Source organism: Ramlibacter sp., from assembly GCF_041916345.1.
GTDB lineage: Bacteria > Pseudomonadota > Gammaproteobacteria > Burkholderiales > Burkholderiaceae_C > Ramlibacter.
On the sequence record NZ_JAYRZR010000057.1, the window covers coordinates 1 to 25,608 of the forward strand.

At 69.3% G+C, this 25,608-nt stretch carries 20 protein-coding genes; 12 read left to right on the plus strand and 8 right to left on the minus strand.

All coding sequences use genetic code 11. The features are described from left to right. Positions 1–173: 173 nt before the first annotated feature. The 4 genes from ACE3T5_RS14440 to ACE3T5_RS14455 form a co-directional block, all read right to left on the minus strand. On the minus strand, positions 174–878 hold the full coding sequence (locus ACE3T5_RS14440) for a DUF3108 domain-containing protein (RefSeq protein ID WP_374668758.1): 705 nt from the start codon (positions 876–878) through the stop codon (positions 174–176). 422 nt (positions 879–1,300) lie between these two features. Then, positions 1,301–3,064, minus strand: coding sequence for a M61 family metallopeptidase (locus tag ACE3T5_RS14445; protein WP_374668759.1), 1,764 nt, complete (start codon positions 3,062–3,064; stop codon positions 1,301–1,303). Then, positions 3,061–3,816, minus strand: coding sequence for a DsbC family protein (locus ACE3T5_RS14450; protein ID WP_374668760.1), 756 nt, complete (start codon positions 3,814–3,816; stop codon positions 3,061–3,063). The genes ACE3T5_RS14445 and ACE3T5_RS14450 overlap by 4 nt, the downstream gene beginning before the upstream one ends. 7 nt (positions 3,817–3,823) lie before the next feature. After that, complete coding sequence (locus ACE3T5_RS14455) at positions 3,824–4,936, minus strand: FAD-dependent monooxygenase (protein ID WP_374668761.1); 1,113 nt, start codon at positions 4,934–4,936, stop codon at positions 3,824–3,826. Positions 4,937–5,018: 82 nt separating this feature from the next. Between ACE3T5_RS14455 and ACE3T5_RS14460 the strand changes: the two genes are divergently transcribed. Further along, on the plus strand, positions 5,019–5,885 hold the full coding sequence (locus ACE3T5_RS14460; protein ID WP_374668762.1) for an MOSC domain-containing protein: 867 nt from the start codon (positions 5,019–5,021) through the stop codon (positions 5,883–5,885). 21 nt (positions 5,886–5,906) lie between these two features. Here ACE3T5_RS14460 and ACE3T5_RS14465 read toward each other — a convergent pair whose 3' ends face one another. Then, positions 5,907–7,700: a 7TM diverse intracellular signaling domain-containing protein gene (locus ACE3T5_RS14465; RefSeq protein WP_374668763.1), complete on the minus strand. Its 1,794-nt coding sequence runs from the start codon at positions 7,698–7,700 to the stop codon at positions 5,907–5,909. Positions 7,701–7,773: 73 nt separating this feature from the next. On the opposite strand from ACE3T5_RS14465, the gene ychF reads away from it, so the two are divergent. Further along, complete coding sequence (gene ychF, locus ACE3T5_RS14470) at positions 7,774–8,868, plus strand: redox-regulated ATPase YchF (RefSeq protein WP_374668764.1); 1,095 nt, start codon at positions 7,774–7,776, stop codon at positions 8,866–8,868. 123 nt (positions 8,869–8,991) lie between these two features. Continuing rightward, positions 8,992–9,210, plus strand: coding sequence for a hypothetical protein (locus ACE3T5_RS14475; protein ID WP_374668765.1), 219 nt, complete (start codon positions 8,992–8,994; stop codon positions 9,208–9,210). Here the strand turns inward: ACE3T5_RS14475 and ACE3T5_RS14480 are convergent. Continuing rightward, positions 9,165–9,623: a YqaA family protein gene (locus tag ACE3T5_RS14480; RefSeq protein ID WP_374668776.1), complete on the minus strand. Its 459-nt coding sequence runs from the start codon at positions 9,621–9,623 to the stop codon at positions 9,165–9,167. The genes ACE3T5_RS14475 and ACE3T5_RS14480 overlap by 46 nt on opposite strands. Positions 9,624–9,732: 109 nt before the next feature. On the opposite strand from ACE3T5_RS14480, the gene dusB reads away from it, so the two are divergent. The 3 genes from dusB to purH are packed head-to-tail and all read left to right on the plus strand — an operon-like array spanning position 9,733 to position 12,572. Further along, positions 9,733–10,764 (plus strand): tRNA dihydrouridine synthase DusB, encoded by a 1,032-nt coding sequence (dusB, locus tag ACE3T5_RS14485; RefSeq protein ID WP_374668766.1) that lies wholly within the window; start codon positions 9,733–9,735, stop codon positions 10,762–10,764. Then, entirely contained in the window at positions 10,761–10,997 is a 237-nt protein-coding gene (locus tag ACE3T5_RS14490) for a Fis family transcriptional regulator (RefSeq protein WP_374668767.1), read from the plus strand. The genes dusB and ACE3T5_RS14490 overlap by 4 nt, the downstream gene beginning before the upstream one ends. Before the next feature lie 3 nt (positions 10,998–11,000). Beyond that, complete coding sequence (purH, locus tag ACE3T5_RS14495; RefSeq protein ID WP_374668768.1) at positions 11,001–12,572, plus strand: bifunctional phosphoribosylaminoimidazolecarboxamide formyltransferase/IMP cyclohydrolase; 1,572 nt, start codon at positions 11,001–11,003, stop codon at positions 12,570–12,572. A gap of 9 nt (positions 12,573–12,581) precedes the next feature. Here the strand turns inward: purH and hemL are convergent, their stop codons facing one another. Further along, positions 12,582–13,877 carry a glutamate-1-semialdehyde 2,1-aminomutase gene (gene hemL / locus ACE3T5_RS14500; RefSeq protein WP_374668769.1) on the minus strand — a complete coding sequence of 432 codons (1,296 nt, stop codon included), beginning with the start codon at positions 13,875–13,877 and terminating at the stop codon, positions 12,582–12,584. A 32-nt stretch (positions 13,878–13,909) separates the two neighbouring features. Then, complete coding sequence (locus ACE3T5_RS14505; protein WP_374668770.1) at positions 13,910–14,839, minus strand: hydroxymethylpyrimidine/phosphomethylpyrimidine kinase; 930 nt, start codon at positions 14,837–14,839, stop codon at positions 13,910–13,912. A gap of 93 nt (positions 14,840–14,932) precedes the next feature. Here ACE3T5_RS14505 and ACE3T5_RS14510 point away from each other — a divergent pair, with 93 nt between their 5' ends. The 6 genes from ACE3T5_RS14510 to ACE3T5_RS14535 all read left to right on the plus strand — a co-directional run bounded on the left by ACE3T5_RS14510 (position 14,933) and on the right by ACE3T5_RS14535 (position 25,408). Continuing rightward, complete coding sequence (locus ACE3T5_RS14510) at positions 14,933–15,106, plus strand: rubredoxin (protein ID WP_374668771.1); 174 nt, start codon at positions 14,933–14,935, stop codon at positions 15,104–15,106. An 81-nt stretch (positions 15,107–15,187) separates the two neighbouring features. After that, positions 15,188–15,571 carry a PleD family two-component system response regulator gene (locus ACE3T5_RS14515; RefSeq protein WP_374668772.1) on the plus strand — a complete coding sequence of 128 codons (384 nt, stop codon included), beginning with the start codon at positions 15,188–15,190 and terminating at the stop codon, positions 15,569–15,571. Positions 15,572–15,585: 14 nt separating this feature from the next. Then, complete coding sequence (locus tag ACE3T5_RS14520; RefSeq protein ID WP_374668773.1) at positions 15,586–15,951, plus strand: response regulator transcription factor; 366 nt, start codon at positions 15,586–15,588, stop codon at positions 15,949–15,951. 19 nt (positions 15,952–15,970) lie between these two features. Continuing rightward, a complete protein-coding gene (locus ACE3T5_RS14525; RefSeq protein WP_374668774.1) occupies positions 15,971–16,501 on the plus strand; it encodes a chemotaxis protein CheW in 531 nt (176 codons plus the stop codon). Between the two features lie 194 nt (positions 16,502–16,695). Beyond that, positions 16,696–18,816 carry a methyl-accepting chemotaxis protein gene (locus ACE3T5_RS14530; RefSeq protein WP_374668777.1) on the plus strand — a complete coding sequence of 707 codons (2,121 nt, stop codon included), beginning with the start codon at positions 16,696–16,698 and terminating at the stop codon, positions 18,814–18,816. Between the two features lie 46 nt (positions 18,817–18,862). Next, a complete protein-coding gene (locus tag ACE3T5_RS14535) occupies positions 18,863–25,408 on the plus strand; it encodes an Hpt domain-containing protein (protein WP_374668775.1) in 6,546 nt (2,181 codons plus the stop codon). Positions 25,409–25,608 lie beyond the last annotated feature (200 nt).

The window sequence follows — 25,608 nt, forward strand, 5'->3', positions numbered from 1 at the left end:
AAAGTAGGACATCGTCAGGCTTCTATCCGAGCCGCCCCGCCTCACCGCGGGGCGTTCTCTTCAGTGCCATCCAAAATGACATTGAAGAGAACGCGAAAAGCGCGTCGCTCCATACAGCAGGCCCCAATCGGGGCCTTTTTGTTTTGCTCGCGGCGTGGCGCCGAACCCGCCAGCTAGCGTTGCTCCACTTTCAGAGCCGTCAGGTCCAGCACGGCCTCCTCCCCCATCTGCAGGCGGATTCGTACGGGGAGATATTGCAGACTGGGCGCGTACCACATCTCCATCGTGATGTTGCCCCGCGGTCGGAGGATGGGCCGAGGTCGCAAGTGGTACGCACTCACGCGTCCGAACCCTGGTGTCGTGATCTCCTCGAGTGCCACGACATCGTAGGTCCAGCGATCCACGCCCCCCGGACGGGCCATCCAGAGTTCAACGGATCGACCGACGTCAAGGCGAACCCGACCGGACGCAAAGTCGTGGGTCAACTGGACGAACTGGCTGGCGGCATCCTGCGTGTTCGCGGGCCTATCGACCGTGTTCCCGTTGTCGAGCGTGATCGAAGCGGCCTCGAACCGGGCCGTACGTCGCTTTCGGCCAGGGCGAATCTCCTCAAAGATCCGGGGCACCAGTTGCTCACCGTCAATCACGCCCTGACTGACCATCGACAGCTTGGCAAACAGTGTGATGTCTACATCCACCCGGACCTGGTATTGGGCCTGCTCCCGCTGCCAGAAGACCTGAGCCGACCCGTAAAGGTCGCCGCTTCTGAACCGACCATCGAGCTGATAGGAAAGCCGGGTTGTCTCCGGCCATGAGGGTGCAGCCTGCGTTGGCGGAGATGTGCCGGGAGGCGCAGCGCCCACGGGATCAAGCTGCATGCTGGGAGGCGAGGCCACAGCCGCAACGTCTCGTGCTGGGTCGACTACCGGGCTTGAAACGATCGAGGCAGCGGCTGGCGTGTTAAGCGGATCCCCGGCAGAAGACTCCGCTGTCAGCGTCGCGCCAGGCTGGCCACTTCGTTCCGAACCGTCCGCCGTGGCCGTAGCCCCAACCGCAGCCGAAGCACCGGCACGAGGCGGCTGCGCAACCGGAGTTGCGAGCGTTCGAGATCTCGCGGGCGCCACCGTCGGGGTCGTGAACTCAGGCTGAACGGGCGTCGCCTGGGTGGGCGTGAGGGTCCTCGTCAGCATCACGGGGGCCATGGCCGTCAGTGCCGAGGGGTTCTCCAGATCCCTTGCAAAGTACTCCAGCAACGCGGCATGCAGGCCGCCAACCACGGCGACCAGCAACCATCGGCCACTCAGTCCCGCGGATCCAGCCACGCGTGTGCCTTGGCTGCATCCTGGATGACAAGCCGTGTCACTGTCCCCGCCTTCGGGATCTCTACCGAAAGAGGAAAGACACGGCGATCCCGCGACACCCAGGCGCGACACCGTTCCTGCCGCCCGACGTAGACATTCAGGTCATCGAGTCGCGCCATCCGCCAAACCTGCCCCACTACCGGTTCCACGGCAAGCCATTCATCACCCGCTGCCATCCCCGCAGTTTCCGCGGCTCCCCCGCGCAGGACCGTCTTGATGGTGAGTGTGCCGCCACTTTCGGCCACCCGGATGCCCAATCGTTGCGCCAGTGGCGCCGGATCCTCGTTCGCACTGACACCGACCCGGCCAAGCAACTCTCCCACCGGCAACTCAGTCGACTCCTGCGTCCACCTCGCAAGCTCCCGTTCGTAGGACCGACCGCCCACGGCCTCCAGTGCCCCGAGCAAATCGGATTCCGCCATCGGCCCGCCGCGACAACGGGACCAGAGCTCCCGCATCACGTCATCCAGCGACCCACGCCCTTCAGCGCGCAAACTCAGGTCCAGGCACAAGGCCACCAAGGCTCCCTTGGTGTAGTAGCTCACGGTGGCATTGGGCGTGTTCTCGTCCTGCCGGTAGTACTTGACCCAGGCATCGAAACTCGCCTGCGCGACGGACTGCACCAGCCTGCCCGGTGTCTGCATCACCTGGTTGTTCGTCTTGGCCAGCAGCTTCAGGTAGGTTGCATCGTCAATGAGGCCTGCCCGGCGCAGGAACAAGTCATCGTAGTAGCTCGTGAACCCCTCGAAGAACCACAGCAACTGCGTGTAGTTCTCACGCGAATAGTCATAGGTGGTGAACTCCACCGGCCGCAGGCGCTTCACGTTCCAGGTGTGGAAGTACTCGTGGCTGATCAGGCCCAGTAGCGTGACGTAGCCATCACTGGTGCGCGACTCACCTGCGCGCGGCAGATCCTTGCGCGCTGCAATCAGCGCGGTGCTGTTCCGGTGCTCCAGGCCGCCATAGCCATCGTCCACTGCATTCAGCAGGAACAGGTAGTTGCGAAACGGTGGCTTGCGTCGGTCGTGCCAGAAGCGGACCTGGGCCTCGCAGATCCGCTGCGTGTCCCGGAGCAGCCGGTCGCCGTCGAAAGCCGGCGTCGCGCCTGCGACCACCAGCCGATGCACGACGCCTGCGACACGGAACGTCTGGCTCCAGAACCCACCGTACTCGACCGGTGAGTCCACCAGCTCGTCATAGTCGACCGCGCGGTATTCGCCGAAGCCGCGCTCATTCACACGCCCGGCAGGCAGGCCGCACGCCACCTGCCACCGCCGGGATCGCGCCGGCTCCACCAGTTCCAGCACGTGGCAGCGCGCCTCCTGTCCGTGCACCCGCAACAGCAGCGACGTGCCATTGAAGAAGCCGCGTTGCTGATCGAGGTAGGCCGCGCGCACCGAGGTGTCGAAGGCGTAGACCTCGTAGGTCAGTTCCATCGGGCGCCCTGCCTCGCAGTCCACCCGCCATTCCGCCTTGTTCAGCTGTTCGACAGGGACCACGACGCCCCCTTGTCGCGCCGACAGCCGCTGAAGGTGCCGCGCAAACTCGCGGACCAGATAGCTGCCCGGGATCCACACCGGCAACGAGACCACCTGCCCCGCAGCCGGTGCCGCGACGACCAGCTTCACCTCGAACAGATGGGCATCGACACGGGCCGCCTTCACGCGGTAGCGCGGCCCCGGCGTCAGGTCAGATCTTTTCACTTCAACGTGGCCAGCTTCTTTTCGACTTCACTGGCGGGCACGGCGCCCGGAACGCGCGAGCCATCGGCGAAGAAGATCGTCGGTGTCCCTGTGATCTTGTGGCGACGTCCGAACTCGATGTTGCGTGCCAGCGCCGAGTGATCACAGGCTGCGTCGGCAGCGGGCGCGGACACGTCACGCAGCATCCAGTCGAGCCAGGCGCGAGAACGGTCCTTCGCGCACCAGATGTTGCGCGACCGCTGCTCCGAAGACGGCCCGAGAATGGGGAACAGGAACATGTGGATCGTCACGTTGTCCAGCTTCTGCAGATCCCGCTCGAAACGCTTGCAATAACCGCAGTTGGGATCCTCGAAGACAGCGATCCGACGCTTGCCGTTGCCGCGCACGATCGTGAAGGCGTCACGCAAGGGCAGCTCGTCAAAGTCGATGGCCAGCAGCTTGTCGATGCGCTCTTCGGTCAGGTTGCGACGGGCCCGCGTGTCAAGGATGTACCCCGTGATCAGGTAGTTGCCCTCGGCATCGGTGTAGAACAGATCGGTCCCGATGCGAACCTCATAGAGGCCAGGCAGGGGCGAGCGAGACACCTCGTCGATCCGCCCCAGACCGGGCAGGCGATCTCCCAATGCACGCCGGATCGCGCTCTCGGCGGATGGGGGGCCCGATGGCGATTGCGCTGAAGCACCCAGTGCCCACACGCCGAGCCCTGCGATGCACAGGGCCCCCAAGAACTTGCGGATCGATCGATGAATCATGTGTTCCTCAGGCCGCGTGGGCCGTGCCCATCGCGACGCGCGCCGCCCAGTGCTTGATGGGTCCGCTGCGATCGAATCCGCTCAGGCCCCAGTTGCGGGCACGGACCCAGGTCTCGGCTGGCCGGGCAAACAGTTGCTGCAACGCTTCCGACGTCAGACCCATGGTCAGGACGTCGCCCTTGCGCCGGCGCTCATAGCGGCGCAGCAGGCGCACATCACCCAGCTCGCGCCAGTACTCGCGATGCTGCAGCACGTCGGCGAGGGCCAGCGCGTCGCCCAGACCGAGGTTGAGCCCCTGCCCGGCCAGGGGGTGCACGTTGTGCGCCGCATCGCCCGCCAGGACCCAGCCAGGGCCACACCAGCGGTCTGCCGTGGCCCTCTGCAGGGGCCACGCCGCCCGCTCGGAGACCATCTGGATTGCACCCAGCGCATCGCCACAGGCCATGCGCAACCGCTGCGCGAACGCGTCCGGTGCCAGCGCCAGCAGCTCGTCCGCCCGCTCCTCGCGAACGGACCACACCAGCGCGACGGTCTGGCCATCGGGGCCTCCCAGTGGCAGCAGGCCGATCACCTCGCCGTCGATGAACCACTGCCGCGCGACCTGGCCGTGCCCCCGCTCCAGTTGCAGGCGGGCGGCAATGGCCCGCTGGGGGTAGGGCGCCACGTCAAACTGGACGCCGAAAGCCTCACGTGTGCTGCTGTGTCTGCCCTCGCACACCACCGTCAGCTTCGCCGCCACCGGCGCCTGTACCAGTTCGATGCGCGGCTGGAAGCGAACGGCCTCACCCAGCCTGGCCAGCAACGGCTCCACCTCCACGATCCAGTTCAAGGCGGGTACGCCCTCTTCGGTCGCGCGGAATGTCAGCGCACCGCCTGCATCGCCGTGCACCTCCATCGCGGTGACCGGCGTCGCATGCACCGGCTCCGGCCAGGCGCGCAGTGCTTCCAGGATGGCGCGCGAAGCCGCATTGAGCGCGTACGCACGGACGTCCGCCGGCCGACCGGCGGCGGCGGCCGCGTCGACCAGGGCCACGCGCAAGCGATCCCGAGCCAGCAGCAGGGCCAGCGTCCGGCCGACGATCCCTGCGCCCCGGATGCACACGTCGAAAGGAGCAGCCATGCCGGGGATTGTAGGAGCGCGGCACAATCCATACCGGCCCGGGCCGATCGAAACCGCGCCAGCCAGACAACCATTGACCACCATGAGCACCCATTCCACGGATGTCACGGCCCGCATCGCGCGGCTGTTCGTCTACCCCGTCAAGTCCTGCGCGGGTGTTGAAGTGACGGAGTCCGTGCTCACGGCGTCCGGCCTCGACCTCGACCGCGCCTGGATGGTGGTCGACAGCCAGGGCGAGTTCGTCTCGCAGCGTGAGCTCCCCCGCATGGCGCTGATCCGTCCCCAGCTCAAGCACCTCGACGTGGTCCTGCGCGCCCCCGGCATGCTCGCGCTGCACCTGAGCATCGACACGGTGGAGGAGCCCGTCCGTGTGCGCGGCTGGGACGACGAGGTGCCGGCCTTCGACATGGGCGCCGTCGCAGCGCAGTGGTTCACCGACTTCCTGGGCCGGCCGCTGCGTCTGGTCCGATTCGACCCCGATCACCGTCGCCTGTCCAGCCTGCAATGGACCGGCGGCATCGAGGCGCCCAACCAGTTCAGCGATGGCTACCCCCTGCTGGTGGCGAGCGAGGCCTCGCTCGCCGAGGTCAACCGTCGTCTCGCGGCCCGGGGCGAGCCCGCCGTCGGCATCGAACGCTTCCGACCCAACATCGTGCTGGCGGATGTGGAGGCGCATGACGAAGACCGCCTCGCAGACATGCACATCGATACCGGTGGCGGCGAGGCCGTGCTGCGTACCGTGAAGCCGTGCGCCCGCTGCCCGATTCCGGATGTCGACCCGGCGACGGCCGCCACGGGCACCGCCGTCCGTGACACGCTGCAGACCTATCGCGCCGATGCGCGCCTGGACGGGGCCGTCACCTTCGGCATGAATGCCATCGTGCTCCAGGGTGACGGTCTCACGCTGCGCGTGGGACAGGTCGCGCGCGCCGGCTGGCAGTTCGACTGAGCCTCCGTCGGCGAGAGCCTGTCACTTCACCGCGGTCAATGGCGGCCGCTTGGGATCCGGCTCGGCGGCGTCCGCCAGCAGCGAGCTGTCCGGCATGGCAGCCGGATGCGTATCCTGTGCCGCCACGAAGCGGATCGGCCGCCGCGTACGCGGCGACATGCCCGCCAGCAGCGCGTCCAGCGCGCCTGGAATCTCGGTGGCCTCCAGCGGGCATTCGTCGAGCAGCACGGCGCCGATGTGAAACTGCAGTGTCACGTCGGGTTTCAGGCCTTCCAGCGGCATCAGCCCGGCGGCGATCAGCCGTGCCGCGCGGTCCGTCACCACCACGCGCGAACGAACGCCCTCCAAAATGATGCCGAACCGTGCCTCGCCGACACGGCTGACAGTGTCCACGTCCCGCACCAGGCGCCGCAGCTTGATCACGCTGCGCAGCAGGCTCTGCTCGGCCACCGCGGCGCCAAACAGTTCCTTGATGCGTGCGTGGTTCACCAGGTCGATGAAGACCACCGCCGCGCTTTCCCGATCGCGCCGATGCCGAGCCACCACCTGCCGCAGCCGGTCATGGAACAGGTGGGGTGCCAGCAGACCCGTCAGCGCATCCTGCGTCGACAGCGCCTGCTCGCGGATCAGCGCGCTGTGGCGCTCGCGCGAGCGCAGCGACAGCGCGACCAGCAGCAGGGGCACCTGCAACGTCAGTGCGACCATGAGGCCGTACTGCGTGTACGTGGTCGCCGGCAGCCAGCCGAACAGGCGGCCGACGCCCACGCCCACGGTGATCGCGAGCGGCGCGTAGGCGCCCAGCACCCAGCGGGCCGCGACGTCGCCGCGTCGCACCGCCGTCAGGGCAATCAGGCAGTTCACCCCCATCGCCATGATGGCGTAGGCCCCGGCCACCCCATAGGCCAGCAGCTTGGGCAGCACCGCCGGCAGCAGGGCCAGCAGCAGCCCGGCCCAACCCATCAGGCGAACGGCCTGGTCCAGGTGCGGATGCCGCGCAGCGAAGCCGACCAGGCTGCGCACGAACAGCACCGCCGCGGCAGAGGCGGCCAGCGCGAGCATCGGCTGCGGCGCATCCCCGAGCAGGCCGAAGGAGGGCCACAACAGGTGCGCCGCGAGCCCGGTGTAGGCGGCCACCGTCAGCGTGGCGATCGCTGCATAGGCCGAGTACCAGAGGTAGATGCGGTCCCGGTACAGCCAGGCCTGGGCCAGGCAGGCCGCGATCAGGAGCACCAGCGCGCCGAAGGTGCTGCCCAACCCGAGATACTCGACCTGGATGCGCTGCGCATGGACGGCGGTGCTCGACAGGCGCAGGGGAATGTTCGCGGGCGTGGCGTGGCGCACACGCACGAACACATCCCGCATCTGGCCATGCGGCAGATCGAGCCGGAAGGCCGGGTGGCGCCCGGGCTCCGGCCACTGTGCCACTGGCAAGGTGTCCCCTGCCGTCTCGGCCCGCCAGCCCGTGCCCTCCTGCTGGTAGACAGTGACATGGTCCAGCGAGGGCATCGGAAAGTCGAGCAGCCAGTCCTGGCGCTCGTTGATGCCGCGTGTCAGGCGCAGATGCAGCCAGAGTGCGCCGCTCGAGCCGGCTGGCAGCGCCAGCCTGGGCCCCGCGGGCTGCAGAAGGCTCAGCCCGGACCGGCTGGTCACCTGCGCGATGCCGGCATCGCCCCGCGTGTCCAGCCAGACCCGGGCGGAAGGTGCGGCATTCACGGTCCCGTCGACGTCGCGCAGCACCAGGGGCGACGCACCCAGGCCAGCCACCTGGGCGTTGGCGAGGGGGAGCGCCAGGCACCACAGCAGAGTCAGCAGCACGGGCCAAGGCGTGTCCGCCAGGCCGCCGAATGCCCAGGGGCTACACTTTCGGGTTCGACACGCGGAAACTGACATGAGCTTGAAGTGCGGGATCGTCGGGCTGCCCAACGTGGGCAAGTCCACCTTGTTCAATGCCCTCACCAAGGCGGGCATTGCCGCCGAGAACTACCCTTTCTGCACCATCGAGCCGAACGTCGGCATCGTCGAGCTGCCTGATCCGCGGCTGGTGCAACTCTCGCAGATCGTCAAGCCTGAGCGCATCGTGCCAGCCATCGTCGAGTTTGTCGACATCGCGGGCCTGGTCGCCGGCGCCAGCAAGGGCGAGGGCCTGGGCAACCAGTTCCTGGCGCACATCCGCGAGACCGACGCCGTGGTCAACGTCGTGCGCTGCTTCGAGGATCCGAACGTGATCCACGTCGCGGGCCGGGTGGACCCCGTCTCCGACATCGAGGTCATCCAGACCGAGCTCTGCCTGGCCGATCTCGGCACCGTCGACAAGACGCTCGCGCGCTATGCCAAGGCCGCGAAGTCCGGCAACGACAAGGAAGCGGCGAAGATGGTGCAGTTGCTGCCCCGCCTGCAGGAGGCCCTGAACGAAGGCCGTCCGGTGCGCACGGTGCCGCTGACCGACGAGGAGCGCGCGCTGATCCGGCCGCTGTTCCTCATCACCGCCAAGCCGGCGATGTTCGTGGGCAACGTCGACGAGGGCGGTTTCGAGAACAACCCGCACCTGGACCGCCTGCGCGCCTATGCGCAGTCGCAGAACGCCCCCGTCGTCGCGATCTGCGCCAAGATCGAATCCGAGATCGCCGACATGGCCGACGAGGACAAGGCCCTGTTCCTGGCCGAGATCGGCCAGGACGAACCCGGCCTCAACCGCCTGATCCGTGCCGCCTTCACGCTGCTGGGCCTGCAGACCTACTTCACCGCGGGGGTGAAGGAGGTGCGCGCCTGGACCGTGCCCATCGGCGCCACGGCCCCGCAGGCCGCCGGCGTGATCCACACCGATTTCGAGCGCGGCTTCATCCGCGCGCAGACCATCGCCTTCGACGACTTCATCGCCTGCGGCGGCGAGCAGGGCGCCAAGGAAGCGGGGCGCATGCGCAGCGAAGGCAAGGAATACGTCGTCAAGGATGGCGACGTCATGAACTTCCTCTTCAACGTCTGAGGCCGGCGCCGGCTGCCGTGCACGCCGCACATCGGCGACGTGCACGGGTCACAGCGCCGCGCGGCGCCAGCCGGGCACGATGCGCCCATCGCCGCGGCCGCCACGGCGCAAGAGGGGCGCTACATGGAAAGCTTAGAAGTGCGCCGCCGGGTGCGCAACGCCGCCCTGCGGGCCTACGAGGTCTGTGTCTTCACGGCGCTGCTGGTCGGCGCCCTGGAGATGCTGCCCGCCATTGCCGTCGCGACGGAGACAGAGCGTGACGCTGCCGACTCGCCCGCAACCGCGTCGATGCCGCCTCAGTGCGGAAACACCCACAGCAGCCCGGCCGTCATCACCAGATAGCGCAGGAACTTGCCGATCGCCATGTAGGCCACGCAGGGCCAGAAGGGCAGGCGCAGCCAGCCCGCCACCGCGCACAAGGGATCGCCCACGCCGGGCAGCCACGACAGCAGGCAGGCCCGCGGGCCGAGCCGCGCGAGCCAGTCGAGCGCCTTCACGTGCACGCGTGAGTGGTGGTAGCGATCCGCGACGCGGTGCGCGCCGTAGCCGATCCACCAATCGACCATGCCCCCGAGCGTGTTGCCTGCCGTGGCGACGAGCACCGCGCTCCAGAACAGATCGGGGTTGAGCTTGACCAGGCCAAACAGCGCCGGCTCCGAGCCCAGGGGCAGCAGCGTCGCCGAGATGAACGCGACCACGAAGAGCGTGCTGAGCCCCACCTTTGGCAGGGCCAGCAGCGCCAGCAGCGACTCCATCCACTCATGCACCGCGGCATGTTACGCGACGGCCCGGTGATTTCAGGCGCTGAAATCGCGCGCGCCTACAATCGTGCCTCTTTTTTCGGCAGCCCCGTCTCCCCCCTCCATGCGCATCGGCCCCTACACCCTGGCGAACAACGTGTTCGTCGCGCCGATGGCGGGCGTGACGGACCGCCCGTTCCGTCAGCTGTGTCGCCGCTTCGGCGCCGGCTATGCGGTCAGCGAGATGGTGACGTCGCGCCGCGACCTGTGGGACAGCCTCAAGACCTCGCGCCGCGCCGACCATCAGGGCGAACCGGGCCCGGTGGCGGTGCAGATCGCCGGCACCGATGCCGCGATGATGGCCGATGCGGCGCGCTACAACATCGACCGCGGCGCGCAGATCATCGACATCAACATGGGCTGCCCGGCCAAGAAGGTCTGCAGCAAGTGGGCCGGCTCGGCCCTGATGCGCGACGAGCCGCTGGCCCTGGCCATTGCCGAGGCGGTGGTCGCCGCCTGCGCGCCGCGTGGCGTGCCCGTCACGCTGAAGATGCGCACTGGCTGGTCGGCCGCCGAGCGCAATGCGGTGCGCCTCGCGCGGGCCTTCGAGTCCGCGGGCATCGCGATGCTCACCGTCCACGGCCGCACGCGCGAGCAGGGCTACACCGGCCAGGCGGAGTACGACACCATCGCGGCGGTGAAGGCGGCGGTGGCCGTGCCGGTGGTGGCCAATGGCGACATCGATTCACCGCGCAAGGCGCGCGAGGTCCTGCAGGCGACCGGCGCCGACGCGGTGATGATCGGCCGCGCCGCGCAGGGGCGGCCCTGGATCTTCCGCGAAGTGGCGCACTTCCTCGCCACCGGCGAGCCGCTCGTGCCGCCGCTGGTGGCCGAGGTGCGCCGCGCCCTGCTGGCGCACCTGCAGGACCACCATGGACTGCACGGCGAGCACAGCGGCGTGCGCAGCGCGCGCAAGCACATCGGCTGGTTCGTGCGCGGCCTGCCCGGCGGCGCGGCGTTCCGCGAGACGATGATCCGCATCGACGACGCCGCCACGCAGCTGGCGGCGGTCACGCAATACCTGGACGGGCTGGCCGCGCAGACGGACCGCCTGCCAGGGGTGCCTGCAGGAGACAGGCTGGAGGTCTGCGAGTGAGCAAGAAGCACATCGAGGAGTGCGTGCGTGCCAGCCTGGAGGGCTACTTCCGTGATTTGCGGGGGACCGAGCCGGACGGCATGTACGACATGCTGGTCAAGGTGGTCGAGAAGCCACTGCTGGAGGTGGTGATGGCCAAGGCCGAGAACAACCAGTCCCGCGCGGCCGAGTGGCTGGGCCTGAACCGCAACACCCTGCGCAAGAAGCTGATCGAACACAAGTTGCTGAAGTAATCCATGAACGCACTCATTTCCGTTTCCGACAAGACCAGCGTCGTCGAGCTGGCCCAGGCCCTGCATGCGGCTGGCGTGCGCATCCTCTCCACCGGCGGCACCGCGAAGCTGATCGCCGAGGCCGGCGTGCACGTGACCGAGGTGGCCGAGCTGACCGGCTTCCCGGAGATGCTGGACGGCCGCGTGAAGACGCTGCACCCCAAGGTGCACGGCGGCCTGCTGGCGCGCCGCGACCACCCGGACCACATGGCCGCGCTCAAGCGGCATGCCATCAGCACCATCGACATCCTGGTGGTCAACCTCTATCCGTTCGAGCAGACGGTGGCCCGGCCCGGCTGCACGCTGGAGGACGCGATCGAGAACATCGACATCGGCGGCCCGGCCATGGTGCGCAGCGGCGCGAAGAACTGGAAGGATGTGGCGGTGCTCACCGACGCGTCGCAGTACGGCGCGGTCATCGCGGAACTGCGCGAGCACGGCCAGGTGTCGCAGACCACGAAGTTCGCGCTGGCCGTGGCGGCCTTCAACCGCATCAGCAACTATGACGCGGCGATCAGTGACTACCTCTCGTCGCTGCAGGAGGACGGCAAGCGTGCGTTGTTCCCCGCCCAGTCGAACGGCCGCTTCGTCAAGCTGCAGGACCTGCGCTATGGCGAGAACCCGCACCAGCAGGCCGCCTTCTACCGGGACTTGTACCCGGCGCCCGGCTCGCTCGTCACGGCGCGCCAGCTGCAGGGCAAGGAACTCTCGTACAACAACATCGCTGACGCCGACGCCGCCTGGGAATGCGTGAAGAGCTTCGACGCGCCGGCCTGCGTGATCGTGAAGCACGCCAACCCCTGCGGCGTGGCCGTCGGCAAGGATGCGCTGGAGGCCTACAGCAAGGCCTTCCAGACCGATCCGACCTCGGCCTTCGGCGGCATCATCGCCTTCAACCGCACGGTGGACGGCGCGGCCGCGCAGGCGGTGAGCAAGCAGTTCGTCGAGGTGCTGATGGCGCCCGAGTTCACCGCCGAGGCGCTGGCCGTGTTCGAGACCAAGGTCAACGTGCGTGTGCTGCGCATCGAGCTGCCGCCCGGTGGCGTGACCGACTGGGACAACGGCCGCAATGCCATGGACGTCAAGCGCGTGGGCTCGGGCCTGCTGATGCAGACCGCCGACAACCATGAGCTGTCCCTGGCCGACCTGAAGGTCGTGACGAAGAAGCAGCCCACCGCCCAGGAGCTCGACGACCTGCTGTTTGCCTGGAAGGTGGCCAAGTACGTCAAGTCCAACGCCATCGTGTTCTGCAAGGACGGCATGACCATGGGCGTGGGCGCCGGCCAGATGAGCCGTCTCGACTCGGCCCGCATCGCCAGCATCAAGGCGCAGCATGCGAAGCTGTCCCTCGCCGGCACGGCCGTGGCGAGCGACGCCTTCTTCCCGTTCCGGGACGGGCTGGATGTGGTGGTGGACGCCGGTGCCACCAGCATCATCCAGCCGGGCGGCAGCATGCGCGACGCCGAAGTCATCGCCGCCGCCGACGAGCGCGGCGTGGCGATGGTGTTCTCAGGCGTGCGGCACTTCCGGCACTGAGGGGGCGGTTCAGCCGAGCGTGCGGAACACCTCGCGCGCGGCGGCCACCGTTTCCTCGATGTCCGCGGCCGAGTGGGCCGAGCTCACGAAGCCGGCCTCATACAGCGCGGGCGCGATGTACACCCCGCGGTCCAGCAGGCCATGGAACAGGCGGCCGAACTTCGGCGCGTCGCTCTTCATCACGGCGGGATAGTTCTGCGGCAGTGCGGGCAGCAGGAAGAAGCCGAACATGCCGCCTTCGCAGTCAGCGCTGAAGGCCACGCCCGTCTCGCGCGCGGCGTTCGACAGGCCCTCGACCAGCGACCGCGTGCGCTGCGCCAGCGCTTCGTAGAAGCCGGGCTGCGAGATCGCTTCCAGCGTGGCCAGGCCGCAGGCGGTGGCCACCGGGTTGCCCGAAAGCGTGCCGGCCTGGTACACCGGCCCCAGCGGCGCGAGCTGCTCCATGATCGCGCGCGGTCCGCCGAAGGCGGCCAGCGGCATGCCGCCGCCGATGACCTTGCCCAGCACGGTGAGGTCGGGCTTGAAGCCGGGGATCAGGCCGGCGTAGTGCGCCTGCGCACCGCCCAGGCCGACGCGGAAGCCGGTCATCACCTCGTCGAACACCAGCAGCGCGCCATGCGCGGTGCACAGCTCGCGGCAGCGCTGCATGAAGGGCACGCTGGCGCGCACGAAGTTCATGTTGCCCGCGATGGGCTCGATCATCAGGCAGGCGATGTCACGGCCGTGGGTGGCGAAGGCCTCCTCGATCTGCGCGATGTTGTTGTACTCCAGCACCAGCGTGTGCTGCACCACCTCGGCCGGCACGCCGGCGCTGGTGGGGTGGCCGAAGGTGGCCAGGCCCGAGCCGGCCTTCACCAGCAGCGCATCCGCGTGGCCGTGGTAGCAGCCCTCGAACTTGATGATCTTGCTGCGGCCCGTCGCGCCACGCGCCAGGCGCAGGGCGCTCATCGCGGCCTCGGTGCCGGAGCTGACCAGTCGCACCATCTCCACGGCTGGCAAATGCCGCACGATGGCCTCGGCCAGCTCCACCTCGCGCTCGGTCGGCGCGCCGAAGGAGAAGCCGTCGCGCGCGGCCTGCAGCACGGCCTCCAGCACGCGGGGGTGGCCGTGGCCCAGGATCATGGGCCCCCAGGAGCCGATGTAGTCGATGTGGCGCTTGCCGTTCGCATCCCAGAAATACGCGCCCTCGGCGCGCTGCACGAAGCGGGGCGTGCCGCCCACCGCGCGGAAGGCGCGCACGGGCGAGTTCACGCCGCCGGGGATGAGCGCGCGGGCGCGCTGGAACAAGGTCTCGTTCTGGTCCATGGTTGTCTCGCTGGGGTCGGGCCGCGCCCGGCTCAATGCTTGGTGTCGGGGGCCGGCAGGTCGAACACGCCGGGTTCGACCGCGCCGTCCTCGGTGTCGTCGTCTGCCGCTTCGGGTTGTGCCCAGAACAGGCGGTCGGGCACCACGTGGCCCATGCCGGGGCGGAAGCCGCCGTCCAGGCAGCGGTCCAGGTAGGCCAGGGCCTCGCTGGTGGCCGCGGCCAGGTCGGCGCCGCCCGCCACCAGGGCCGCCAGCGCGGCCGACAAGGTGTCGCCGGCGCCGGCGAACACGGCGTCGAAGCGCTCGAACTTCTCGCTCGCCAGCACCGACTGCGGCGTGGCCAGCACGTTCTCGACGAACTGCTCGGGCAGCGGCACGCCGGTCACCAGCGTGTAGGGCACGCCCATGTCGGCCGCGGCCTTGGCCAGTTCGCGTGGGGTGGGCGCCCGCTCGCTGCTCCAGTCCGGTAGCAGCCAGCGCCACAGCGTGCTGTGGTTTCCTACCAACACCGTGGTCTGCGGCAGCATCAGCTCGCGGAAGGCATCGGCGTACGGCTCGGCGACGGCCTCATCCCACCAGCCCAATGCGGGCATGTAGGCGATGAGGGGCACGTCCGGGTAGTCCGAGGCGATCTCGGCGATCGCGCTCACGGCCTCGGGCGAGCCGACGAAGCCGACCTTGATGACCTGCACCGGCACGTCCTCCAGGATCGTGCGGGCCTGCTCGGAGACCGCGTCCTCGTCGAAGGCGTGATGATCGAACACCTCCGCGGTGTCGCGCACGTAGGCGCCGGTGACCACCGGCAGCGGATGCGCGCCGACGGAGGCGATCGCGGTGGCGTCGGCGGCCAGGCCGCCGGCGCCGCTGGGATCGCAGGCGTTGAAGACCATCACGCAGGGCGGGCCTGCGTCGTCAGCCTCGGTCTCGGCGCGGGCGGTGGGGGTCGTTGGGGGGGACGTCATGGGCCCGGTGATGGAGGGCCGAACCGCGCCGCCGCAGGGGGCGCAAGGGGCCTCGATACAATCGTTGCATTCTATGCGAAGGCCCTTTAAGCTGTGACCGAGACCAAAACCTGGATGTGTCTGATTTGCGGGTGGATCTATGACGAGGCGACCGGCGCGCCAGAACACGGCATCGCGCCAGGCACACCCTGGGCCCAGGTGCCGATGAACTGGACCTGCCCCGAGTGCGGCGCGCGCAAGGAAGACTTCGAGATGGTCCAGATCTGACGGGCGAGGCGCGGTGACAACGACTAGGCAGGCCTGCAACGCCGCCCCCTTCAAGCAGTCTCAAACGAGGAGCAGCGTCAAGTGAGCACGTCTGGATTGAAGGTGCTGGTGATCGACGACAGCAACACCATCCGGCGCAGCGCCGAGATCTTCCTGAAGCAGGGCGGCCATGAGGTCATGCTGGCCGAGGACGGCTTCGATGCCCTGTCCAAGGTCAACGACTACCAGCCCAACCTGATCTTCTGCGACATCCTCATGCCCAGGCTGGACGGCTACCAGACCTGCGCCATCATCAAGCGCAACGCCAAGTTCGCGAACACCCCCGTCGTCATGCTGTCCTCCAAGGACGGCGTGTTCGACAAGGCCCGCGGCCGCATGGTCGGCTCGCAGGACTACCTCACCAAGCCATTCACCAAGGACCAGCTGCTGCAGACCGTTCAGCAGTTCGGTGCCCAAGCGAAGTAGAAGGAGAAGAGGCCATGGCCATCCGTAAAGTGCTCGTTGTGGACGATTCCAAGACCGAACTCATGTTCATGACGGACCTGCTGCAGAAGAACGGTTTCGCCGTCCGCACGGCCGAGAACGCCGACGATGCCTTCCGCCGCCTGGCGGAGGAAAAGCCCGACCTGATCCTGATGGACGTGGTCATGCCCGGCCAGAACGGCTTCCAGCTCACCCGGGCCATCTCGCGCGATCCGCTGTACTCCGACGTGCCCATCATCATGTGCACGAGCAAGAACCAGGAAACCGACCGCGTCTGGGGCATGCGCCAGGGGGCGCGCGACTACATCACCAAGCCGGTGGACGCCGACGAGCTCATGGCCAAGATCAAGGCCCTGGGCTGAGGTCGGCGCGCACGCACCCATGGCCAATCGTGAAGCCCTGCGCGAACTGCAGAGCCGGCTGGCAAGCCGGTTGCAGGCCGCCCGCACCGAGGGCGTGCAGGCCGCTTGGCTGGCCGTCGAGGCCGCCGGCCGCAAGTACCTGTTCCCGCTCACGCAGTCCGGCGAGATCTTCCCCTACGCCGCGACGCAGCCGGTGCCCTATACCCAGGCCTGGTTCCTGGGCGTGGCCAACCTGCGTGGCGGTCTCTACGGCGTGGTCGACCTCGCGTCCTACGTCGGCGGCCAGGCGCCCGCGCAGCGCTCCGACGCCAGCCGCGCCGAGGCGCGGCTCGTGGCGCTGAACGCCCTGCTCGAGGTCAATTGCGCGCTCCTGATCGACCGTCTGGCCGGCCTGCGCAACCTCGACGCCTTCGTCGCCTCCTCCGAGCCCCCCGCGGGCTCGCCCGACTATTTCGGCAGCGGCTACACCGACGCCAACGGCGCCTACTGGCAGGAATTGAACCTGCAGGCGCTCGCGCAGCAGCCGCAGTTCCTGAGCATCAGCGCATAGATCCCGTATCCCGGAAGGCCCGCACCATGTCCGTCGTCGATTCCCTGAAGAAACTGTTTGGCAAGAAGCGGCCGGAGGGCGAAGAAACCACGGCGTCCGCCGAGCTGAGCCTGGGCATGCCCGACGCCTCGATGGACCCCAACGCCACCGGCTCCATTGAGGCCGGCAGCACCCAGGGCATCGAGGCGCGCGGCATGGATCCCGACAGCGTCGACGATTCGCTGGCCGGCGAGGAGATCGACGAGGCTGAACTGGTCTCGGTGCCGCTGCTGGGCCGGCGAAGCATCGTCACCCACCAGCGGATCCTGTTCACGCTGCTGGCCTTCGCGCTGGTGGTGCTGGGCGCGGTGGCCATCTACGCGGTGAACCAGGCCGACAAGGTCGCCCAGCAGGTGGCCAACACCGGCTCGGCGCTGATGCAGTCGCAGCGCCTCGCGAAGTCGGTCTCGCAGGCCCTGATCGGCAGCCCGCAGGCCTTCCCCGACGTGAAGGAAAGCGCCGACGTGCTGGCGCGCACGGTGCGCGGCCTGCAGAACGGTGACCAGAGCCTGCGCCTCGACTCCGTGCCGCCTGAAATGCAGGAGGACATCGGCAAGATCGCCCCGCTGATGGAAAGCGCCGAGAAGAACGCCGCCACCGTGATGGGCCAGCAGCGGATCCTCACGCAGGTGGGCAACGCCCTGCGCACCATCAACCGGCAGTCGTCCGACCTGCTCGAGATCGCCGAGACGGTGTCCTCGCTCAAGCTGCAGCAGAACGCGCCGCCGGCCGAGATCTCCGCCGCCGGCCAGCTGGTGATGCTGACGCAGCGCATCGGCAAGTCGGCCAACGAGTTCCTGACGATGGAAGGCGTGTCCCCCGAGGCGGTGTTCCTGCTCGGCAAGGACCTGAACTCCTTCAAGGAAATCGCGCAGGGCCTGCTCGATGGCAGCCCCGAGCTGCGCCTCGCCGGCTCCAAGGACGAACAGACCCGCGAGCGCCTCGACGCGCTGCTCAAGCTGTACGAGCAGACCCGCACGCAGGCCGGCGCCATCCTGGGCAACCTGCAGGGCCTGGTGTCCGCCCGCGAAGCGCAGGCCAAGATCATCGGCGAGTCGGAGCCGCTGCGCCGCGCGCTGGAAGACCTGCAGGGCAAGCTGTCCGCGCAGACCGGCCTGGGCGCCACCGCGCTGATCACCCTGGTGGTGTTCTCGCTGTTCGCGGTGGCCTGTGCCGTCGGCCTCGCGTTCGTGCAGCTGCAGGACTCGCGCAAGCGCCAGGAACGCGCGGAAGCGCAGCGACTGGAAGCCGAGCGCCAGGAGCAGGAAGCCAAGCGCGTGAACGACGCCAACCAGGCGGCCATTCTGCGGCTGATGAACGAACTGCAGTCGGTCGCTGAAGGCGACCTCACGCAGGAAGCCACGGTGACCGAGGACATCACCGGCGCCATCGCCGACTCGGTGAACTACACGGTGGAAGAACTGCGACAGCTGGTGGGCGCCGTGCAGACCACGGCCACCAAGGTGGCGCAGACGACGGCGCAGGTGGAATCCACGTCGACCGAGCTGCTCGCCGCCTCCACCGAGCAGCTGCGCGAGATCCGCGAAACCGGCCAGTCGGTGCTCGACATGGCGGCCCGAATCAACCAGGTGTCCGGTCAGGCGCAAGAGTCGGCCCAGGTGGCCCGGCAATCGCTGAAGGCCGCCGAGTCGGGCCTCGCGGCCGTGCAGAACGCCATCGGCGGCATGAACGCCATCCGCGACCAGATCCAGGAAACCTCCAAGCGGATCAAGCGGCTGGGCGAATCCTCGCAGGAGATCGGTGAAATCACCGAACTGATCTCGGACATTACCGAACAGACGAACGTGCTGGCCCTGAACGCCGCCATCCAGGCCGCGTCGGCCGGTGAAGCCGGGCGAGGCTTCTCGGTGGTGGCCGAAGAAGTGCAGCGACTGGCCGAACGCTCCGCGGACGCCACGCGCCAGATCTCGGCGCTGGTGAAGGCCATTCAGACCGACACGCAGGACGCGGTGGCCGCCATGGAGCGATCCACGCAGGGTGTGGTGGAAGGGGCCAAGCTGTCCGACAACGCCGGTACCGCGCTGACCGAGATCGACCAGGTGTCACGCCGCCTCGCCGAGCTGATTGAGCAGATCTCGAATTCGGCCTCCAAGGAAGCCGAGTCCGCCAACGTGGTGGCCGGCAACATCCAGCACATCTTCGCCGTGACGGAACAGACCGGCGAGGGCACGCGCTCCACGGCGCAGCAGGTGCGCGAACTGACCCGCATGGCCGAGGAACTGCGCCAGTCGGTGTCCCGGTTCAAGATCGCCTGAGGGCGCGCCCGGATCCCCCTCCGCGCGTCCACGTCCAGGGAGCCCCATGCAAACCGAGCAAGACCTCGACACCGCCGGCAACGACCTGGGCCCGTTGGCCTGGGTGCTGGACGAACTGCGCAAGTCGCTGGAGTCCGCCTCGTCCGCGCTGCGCCGATTCGTGCGCGATGCCGCCCAGGCCCGCGGCGAGGACATGGCCTCCATCGACACTGGCCAGCTGCGCCTGGCGCGCCAGCACATGCACCAGGCTGTCGGCGCACTGGAGATGGTGGGCCTCGGCGCGCCGGCGCACATCCTGCGCGCCATGGAGTCCGCGGCGCAGAAGTTCATCGAGCGTCCCGAGCTGTGCACCGAGGCGGCCGCCGCCAAGGTCGAGCGCGCGGGTTTCGCGCTGACCGAATACCTTGAAGCCCTGCTGGGCGGCAAGCCCGTCTCCGCGCTCTCGCTGTTCCCGCAGTACCGCGACGTGCAGGAAGTGTGCGCTGCCGACCGCGTGCACCCGGCCGACCTGTGGGGCGTGGAGTGGCGCTGGGTCGAACCGGCCTCCCCCGAACCGTCGCAGACCCTCGGCTACGACCCGGCCGTGCGCGCCCGCATGGATCAGGCGGTGCTGCGCATCGTCAAGTCGGCCGACCCGGCCGCGGGCCGTGAGCTGGCCGACATCAGCCTCGGCCTGGGCGCCAGCCAGTCGGCCCGCCAGCCGCGCATCTTCTGGCGTGTGGCGGCCGGCTACTTCGAGGCCGTGGCGCTCAAGCTGCTGCCGGCCGACGTGTACGTGAAGCGTGCCGCCTCGCGCGTGCTGGTGCAGTACGCCCAGCTCGCCAAGGGGGACCTGGGCGTCTCCGACCGCTTGGCGCAGGATCTCGTGTTCTTCTGTGCGCAGGCCGAGCCGGCCGCGGGCCAGGCCGCGCCCGCGCTGGCCGCCGTTCGCCAGGCCTACGGCCAGCAGAACACCCGGCCGGTCGACTACGCGACCAGCCCCTTCGGCCGCTTCGACCCCATCCTGATGGCGCAGGCGCGCAAGCGCATCGCCAATGCCAAGGAGACCTGGTCCGCGCTGTCCGGTGGTGACGCCCACAAGTTGAAGAACGTGGCCGAGCAGTTCCAGCTCGTCACCGATTCGCTGCTCAAGCTGATGCCCGACAGCCGGCCGTTCGCCAACGCGATCAGCCAGGCCATCGAGTTCGTCGTCCGCGGGGGCCGCGCGCCCAGCGCGGAGCTGGCGATGGAAGTGGCCACTTCCATCCTCTACCTCGAAGCCGCCTTCCAGGACCTCGACCCGAGCGACACGGAGCTGACGGACCGCACCAACCGCCTCGCGGACCGGCTGTCCAAGGTCACGCTGGGTGGCCAGCCCGAGCCGCTGGAACACTGGATCGAGGACCTCTATCGCCGGGTGAGCGACCGCCAGACCATGGGCAGCGTCGTCGGCGAGTTGCGAGGCACGCTGTCCGAGCTGGAGAAGGTGCTCGACCAGTTCTTCCGCGATCCGACCGACAAGGCGCCCCTGCGCGACGCGCCGGGCTTCCTGATGCAGATGCGCGGCGTGCTGTCCGTGCTGGGCCTCGACCACGCCACGCAGGCCGTTCAGCGGATGCGCGACACGCTCGAGGAGATGCTGGTCACCGAGATCGACGAGGCGCAGGCGCGGGCCGCCGGCACGTTCGAGCGCCTGGGCAACAACCTCGGCGCCCTCGGTTTCCTCATCGACATGCTGAACTACCAGCCGACGCTGGCGAAGAAGCTGTTCACCTACGATGCCGCGCTCGGCGAGCTGCGCCCCCTGATGGGCCGGGCCGAAGAGCCAGGTGCCGAGGCGCCGGCCGAGGCACCGCCGCCTGCGCCTTCGATCAGCCCGATCGAGCACATGGCCACGCAGAAGATCGATCTGTCGGCCATGCAGCAGGCCACGCAGAAGCTCGATCTGTCGGCGATGCAGCAGGCCACCCAGAAGCTGGACATGGCCGCCCTGCAGCAGGCCACGCAGCCGATGTACATGGCCACGCAGAAGCTGGAGGTGACCCCGGCGCCCGAGGCCACGCAGAAGCTCGATCTCGGCATGCTGCCAGCCTTCGATTTGCCGACCACGCCCGCCGCGGCACCCGCGCCGGTGGCCGCCGCGCCTGCGCCGACCGCGGCACCCGCACCAGCCCCGGCAGCGGGCGCGCCCGCCCCGCTCAGCGAGGACGAGCAGGAACTGCGGGACATCTTCCTGGAGGAGGCGCGCGAGGTCGTCGGCAACGGACTGGCGGCGCTTGACGTGCTGGCCGTGGAGCCCAGGAACCTGGGCGAGATGACCACCCTGCGCCGCGCCTTCCACACGTTGAAGGGCAGCTCGCGCATGGTCGGCCTCACCGAGTTCGGTGAAGCCGCCTGGTCCCTGGAGCAGGTGCTCAACACCTGGCTGGCAGATCAGAAGCCGGCCACCGACGAATTGCGCACGCTATCGGCCGACGCGTTGCGCGGCTTCGGCCGCTGGATCGAGGACATCGCGGCGCTCACCGACGCCGGCTGGAAGGCCGGCATGTTCCGCGTGCCGGCGGATGCCCTGCGCACCGAGGGCCGCCTGGTGGCCTTCACGCTGCCTGGGGCCGCTCCGGCCGAAGCCGTCGCCGAGGCACCGACGGCCGTCGAACTGCCCGTCGCCGAGGCGCCTGCGCCGTTCCTGCCTGAACCGGCACCCGAGCCTGAGCCGGCGCCGCTGGCGGCCGCCGTCGAAGCGCCCGCCTCGATGTTTGCGCCGATCGAGGCACCGGCACCGGCTGCCCCCGCCGAGCCGCAGGCGGCCGAACCGGTGTTCGAACTGCCCGATCTGGGCGGGCCGCCGCCGGACCTGCAGCCCGTCATGCCGATCGTCGCGGCGACCGAGGAGCCCCCCACGTTCGAGTTGCCGGGGCTGGCCGAGGCGGCGCCGTCGCTCCCGGCGGAGGCGCCCCCGCCGCCGACGACCGAGGGCATCGAGACCATCGAGATCAGCGCGACCGAGATGCTGCCGGAGCTCGCGGCCTTCGAAGCCGCCGCTGCCGCGCCGGCGCCCGATGCGCCGGTCGAGGCCGTCGAGTTCGGCACCACGCAGGTGTTCCGCGGGGCCACGCCCGAGGTGGCCGAGCTGCCGCCCGGCCATGTGCCGCCCGAATTCGAGATGGAGCTGGGCGCCACGCTCATCCTGCCCGAGCCGTCGGCCATGCCGCCCGTGCCGCCGATCGAGGTGGCCGGCATCGATTTCGACAGCCTCGCGGCCGTGTCGGCCGCGGCCGAGCCGCCCGTGGCGGCACCTGCGCCGGCTGCCGAGCCGGCCGCAGCCGAGGCCCTGGCCGACTGGCTGCCCGAGGCCATCCCGGAGGAGCCGGCTCCCGCTCCCGTGCAGTCCCTGGACGACTGGCTGCCCGAAGCCGTGCCCGAGGTGCCCGCCACGGAGGCGGCCGCGCCGGCGGAGGTCACCGAGGCGCTGGTCGATCCCACGCGCGACGAGCAGGTCAAGGTCATCGGTTCGCTGCGCATCGGCATCCCGCTGTACAACGTCTACCTCAACGAGGCCGACGAATGGTCGCGCCGGCTCGCCACCGAGATCAGCGAGTGGACGCTGGAGATGAACCAGCGCGTGCCGGATTCCACCGTCGGCTGGGCCCATGCCCTGGGCGGCAGTTCCGCCACCGTGGGCTTCGAGACCCTGTCCGACGTGGCGCGCGCGCTGGAGAGCGCGCTGCAGAACACGCAGTCGCTGGCCTATGGCACGCCGGCCCATGCCGAGGCCTTCACCCGTGCGGCCGAAGAGATCCGCCGCCTGCTGCACCAGTTCGCCGCCGGCTTCCTGAAGGAAGCGGATCCGCGCGTGATCGAGGCCCTGCAGGCACTGCGCGACCTGGAGATCCCCGCAAGGTCCGATTTGGCCGACGCCGAGCTCGATGGCTTCGCGCCGCCGCTGGACGACGATGTGCCGGTCGCGCCCCACGTGGTCCTGGCCGCTGTCGAGCCACCCGTGGCAGCGCCTGCCGAGGCGCCCGAACCCGAGGTGTCCGAAGCGGCCGACCTCCCCGCGGCCTCGGCCTTCGCGTCGCTTGCCGCCGTGCCTGCGGTGGCCGCCGCCAAGCCCGTCACCGTCGAAGGCGAGGACGAGTCGTTCGACGTCGTCGACGCGATCGACCCCGACCTGTTCCCGATCTTCGAGGAAGAGGCGGCCGAGCTCATGCCCTCGCTCGATGCCTCGCTGCGCCAGTGGGTGGCGCATCCCGGCCAGCGCGAGCCGCGTGACCAGGTCCTGCGCGCTCTGCACACCCTGAAGGGCAGTGCCCGCCTGGCCGGCGCGCTGCGACTCGGCGAGCAGGCGCACCAGATGGAGTCCGAGGTCGAGTACCTCGGCCACGAGAACATCAACCCGGCCGACATCGAGGCCCTGCTGCACCGCTTCGACAGCATGCAGGCGCGCTTCGACACGCTGCGGGCCACGGGCGGCTTCGCGCCGGCCGAGCCGGCGGCAGCCGAGCCGGTGCCGGTCGTGGCGGCAGCGCCGGTGGCCGACGCGTTCGCGGCCGAGGCGCCTGCCGCCGCCTCGAGCGCGCCCGCCGAATCCGCCGAGGCCGCGCTCGACAAGCTGATCGACGCCGCGGTCGCTTCCACCGCCGTGCCGCGCCCCATGCAGTCCATGGGTGCCGCGCCGACCGCGATGCGCGCCGCGCTCGCCATGCCCGCGACCACGGCGGTCACGCCGGCGCGCCAGGCCGCCAACCAGGCGGTGCGCGTGCGCTCGCAGCTGCTCGACCGCCTGGTCAACCAGGCCGGCGAGGTGATGATCACCCGCTCCCGCCTGGAGGCCGAGCTGCGCCAGCTGCGCGGCTCCCTGTCCGATCTCACCGGCAACCTCGACCGCCTGCGCACGCAGCTGCGTGACATCGAGCTGCAGGCCGAGTCGCAGATGCAGTCGCGGCTGGCCCAGGCCAAGGACACCGCCGCCGGCTTCGACCCGCTGGAGTTCGACCGCTTCACACGCGTGCAGGAACTCACGCGCATGATGGCCGAGTCGGTGAACGACGTGGCCACCGTGCAGCGCAACATCCAGCGCGTGGTGGAATCGACCGAAGACGACCTGATCGCCCAGGCCCGCCAGACCCGTGAACTGCAGCGCGACCTGCTGCGCACGCGCATGGTGGAGTTCGAAGGCATCTCCGACCGCCTGTATCGGGTGGTGCGGCTGGCCAGCAAGGAGACCGGCAAGCAGGTGAAGCTGGACATCCTGGGCGGCACGATCGAGATGGACCGCGGCGTGCTGGACCGCATGACGCCGGCCTTCGAGCACCTGCTGCGCAACTGCGTGGCGCACGGGGTGGAGTCGCCCGAGGCACGTGTCGCGGCCGGCAAGGAGGCCGCAGGCAGCATCACCATCGCCGTGCGGCAGGAGGGCAACGACGTGTCGGTGGAGTTCACCGACGACGGCGCCGGCCTCGACCTGGATCGCATCCGCGAGAAGGCCATCCAGCACGGGCTGATCACGGCCGATCAGCCGCTGGCCGAATCGGACGCCGCCAACCTGATCTTCCAGCCCGGCTTCTCCACCGCCCAGCAGGTGACCGAGCTCTCCGGCCGCGGCATCGGCATGGACGTGGTGCGGTCCGAGGTCAACGCCCTCGGTGGCCGCATTGAGACCAGCACCGCGCGCGGCCGTGGCACCAGCTTCAAGCTGGTGCTGCCGCTCACCACCGCGGTCACGCAGGTGGTGATGATCCGCTCCGGCAAGCTCGCCGTCGGCGTGCCCGCCAACCTGGTGGAGCTGGTGCGCCGCGCCAGCCAGAAGGAGCTGGACGCCGCCTACGAAAGCGGCACCTTCGACTTCGCGGGCGAGCCACTGCCCTTCTTCTGGTCCGGCGCGCTGCTGCAATCCTCCGCCCGCAGCCAGGAGATGCAGGGCAAGACGCTGCCCGTGGTGGTGTTCCGCTCCGCCGCGCAGCGTGTCGCGGTGCACGTGGACGAAGTGCTGGGCAACCAGGAAGTGGTGGTCAAGAACCTCGGGCCGCAGCTGTCGCGCCTGCCTGGCCTGGCCGGCATGACCGTGCTGGCCTCCGGCGCGGTGGTGCTGATCTACAACCCGGTGGCGCTGGCCCAGGTGTTCGGCGAGCAGGCGCGTCAGCTGACGCTGCAGGCGCGCCCGGCCGCCGGCACGATGGCGGCCGACGCTGCACAGCCCGCGCAGCCGGCCCTGCCCGCGGCGCCGGTGGTGCCCCAGGTGCCGCTGGTGCTGGTGGTGGACGACTCCATCACCGTGCGCCGCGTCACGCAGCGCCTGCTGCAGCGCGAAGGCTACCGGGTGTCGCTCGCGGCCGATGGCCTGCAGGCGCTGGAGCGCCTGGCGGAGGAGCGCCCGGCGGTGGTGCTGTCAGACATCGAGATGCCGCGCATGGACGGCTTCGATCTCGCGCGCAACATTCGCGGCGATGCCCGCCTGAAGGACCTGCCGATCGTGATGATCACCTCGCGCATCGCCGAGAAGCACCGCGAGCACGCACGCGAACTCGGTGTCGACCACTACCTCGGCAAGCCCTACTCCGAAGACGAGCTGCTGGCGCTGGTGCGCAAGTACTGCGAGATGGCGATGGCCTGAGTGGCCGTCGCCGCCGCGCAGGCGGGGACCGAGGAGGCGCTCGCAAGCCGACATCGCCTGGATGCCCGCCTACGCGCACTGCTGTCCGGCACTTTTTGTCATATCAATGAGTGTTGGACGGAGGCGACGTATTGCTCGCGTTCCCGCTTGCGTTGCCAGTTGGATTTGCCCGTCTGGAGGCGATGCATCAGGCCGCTGGT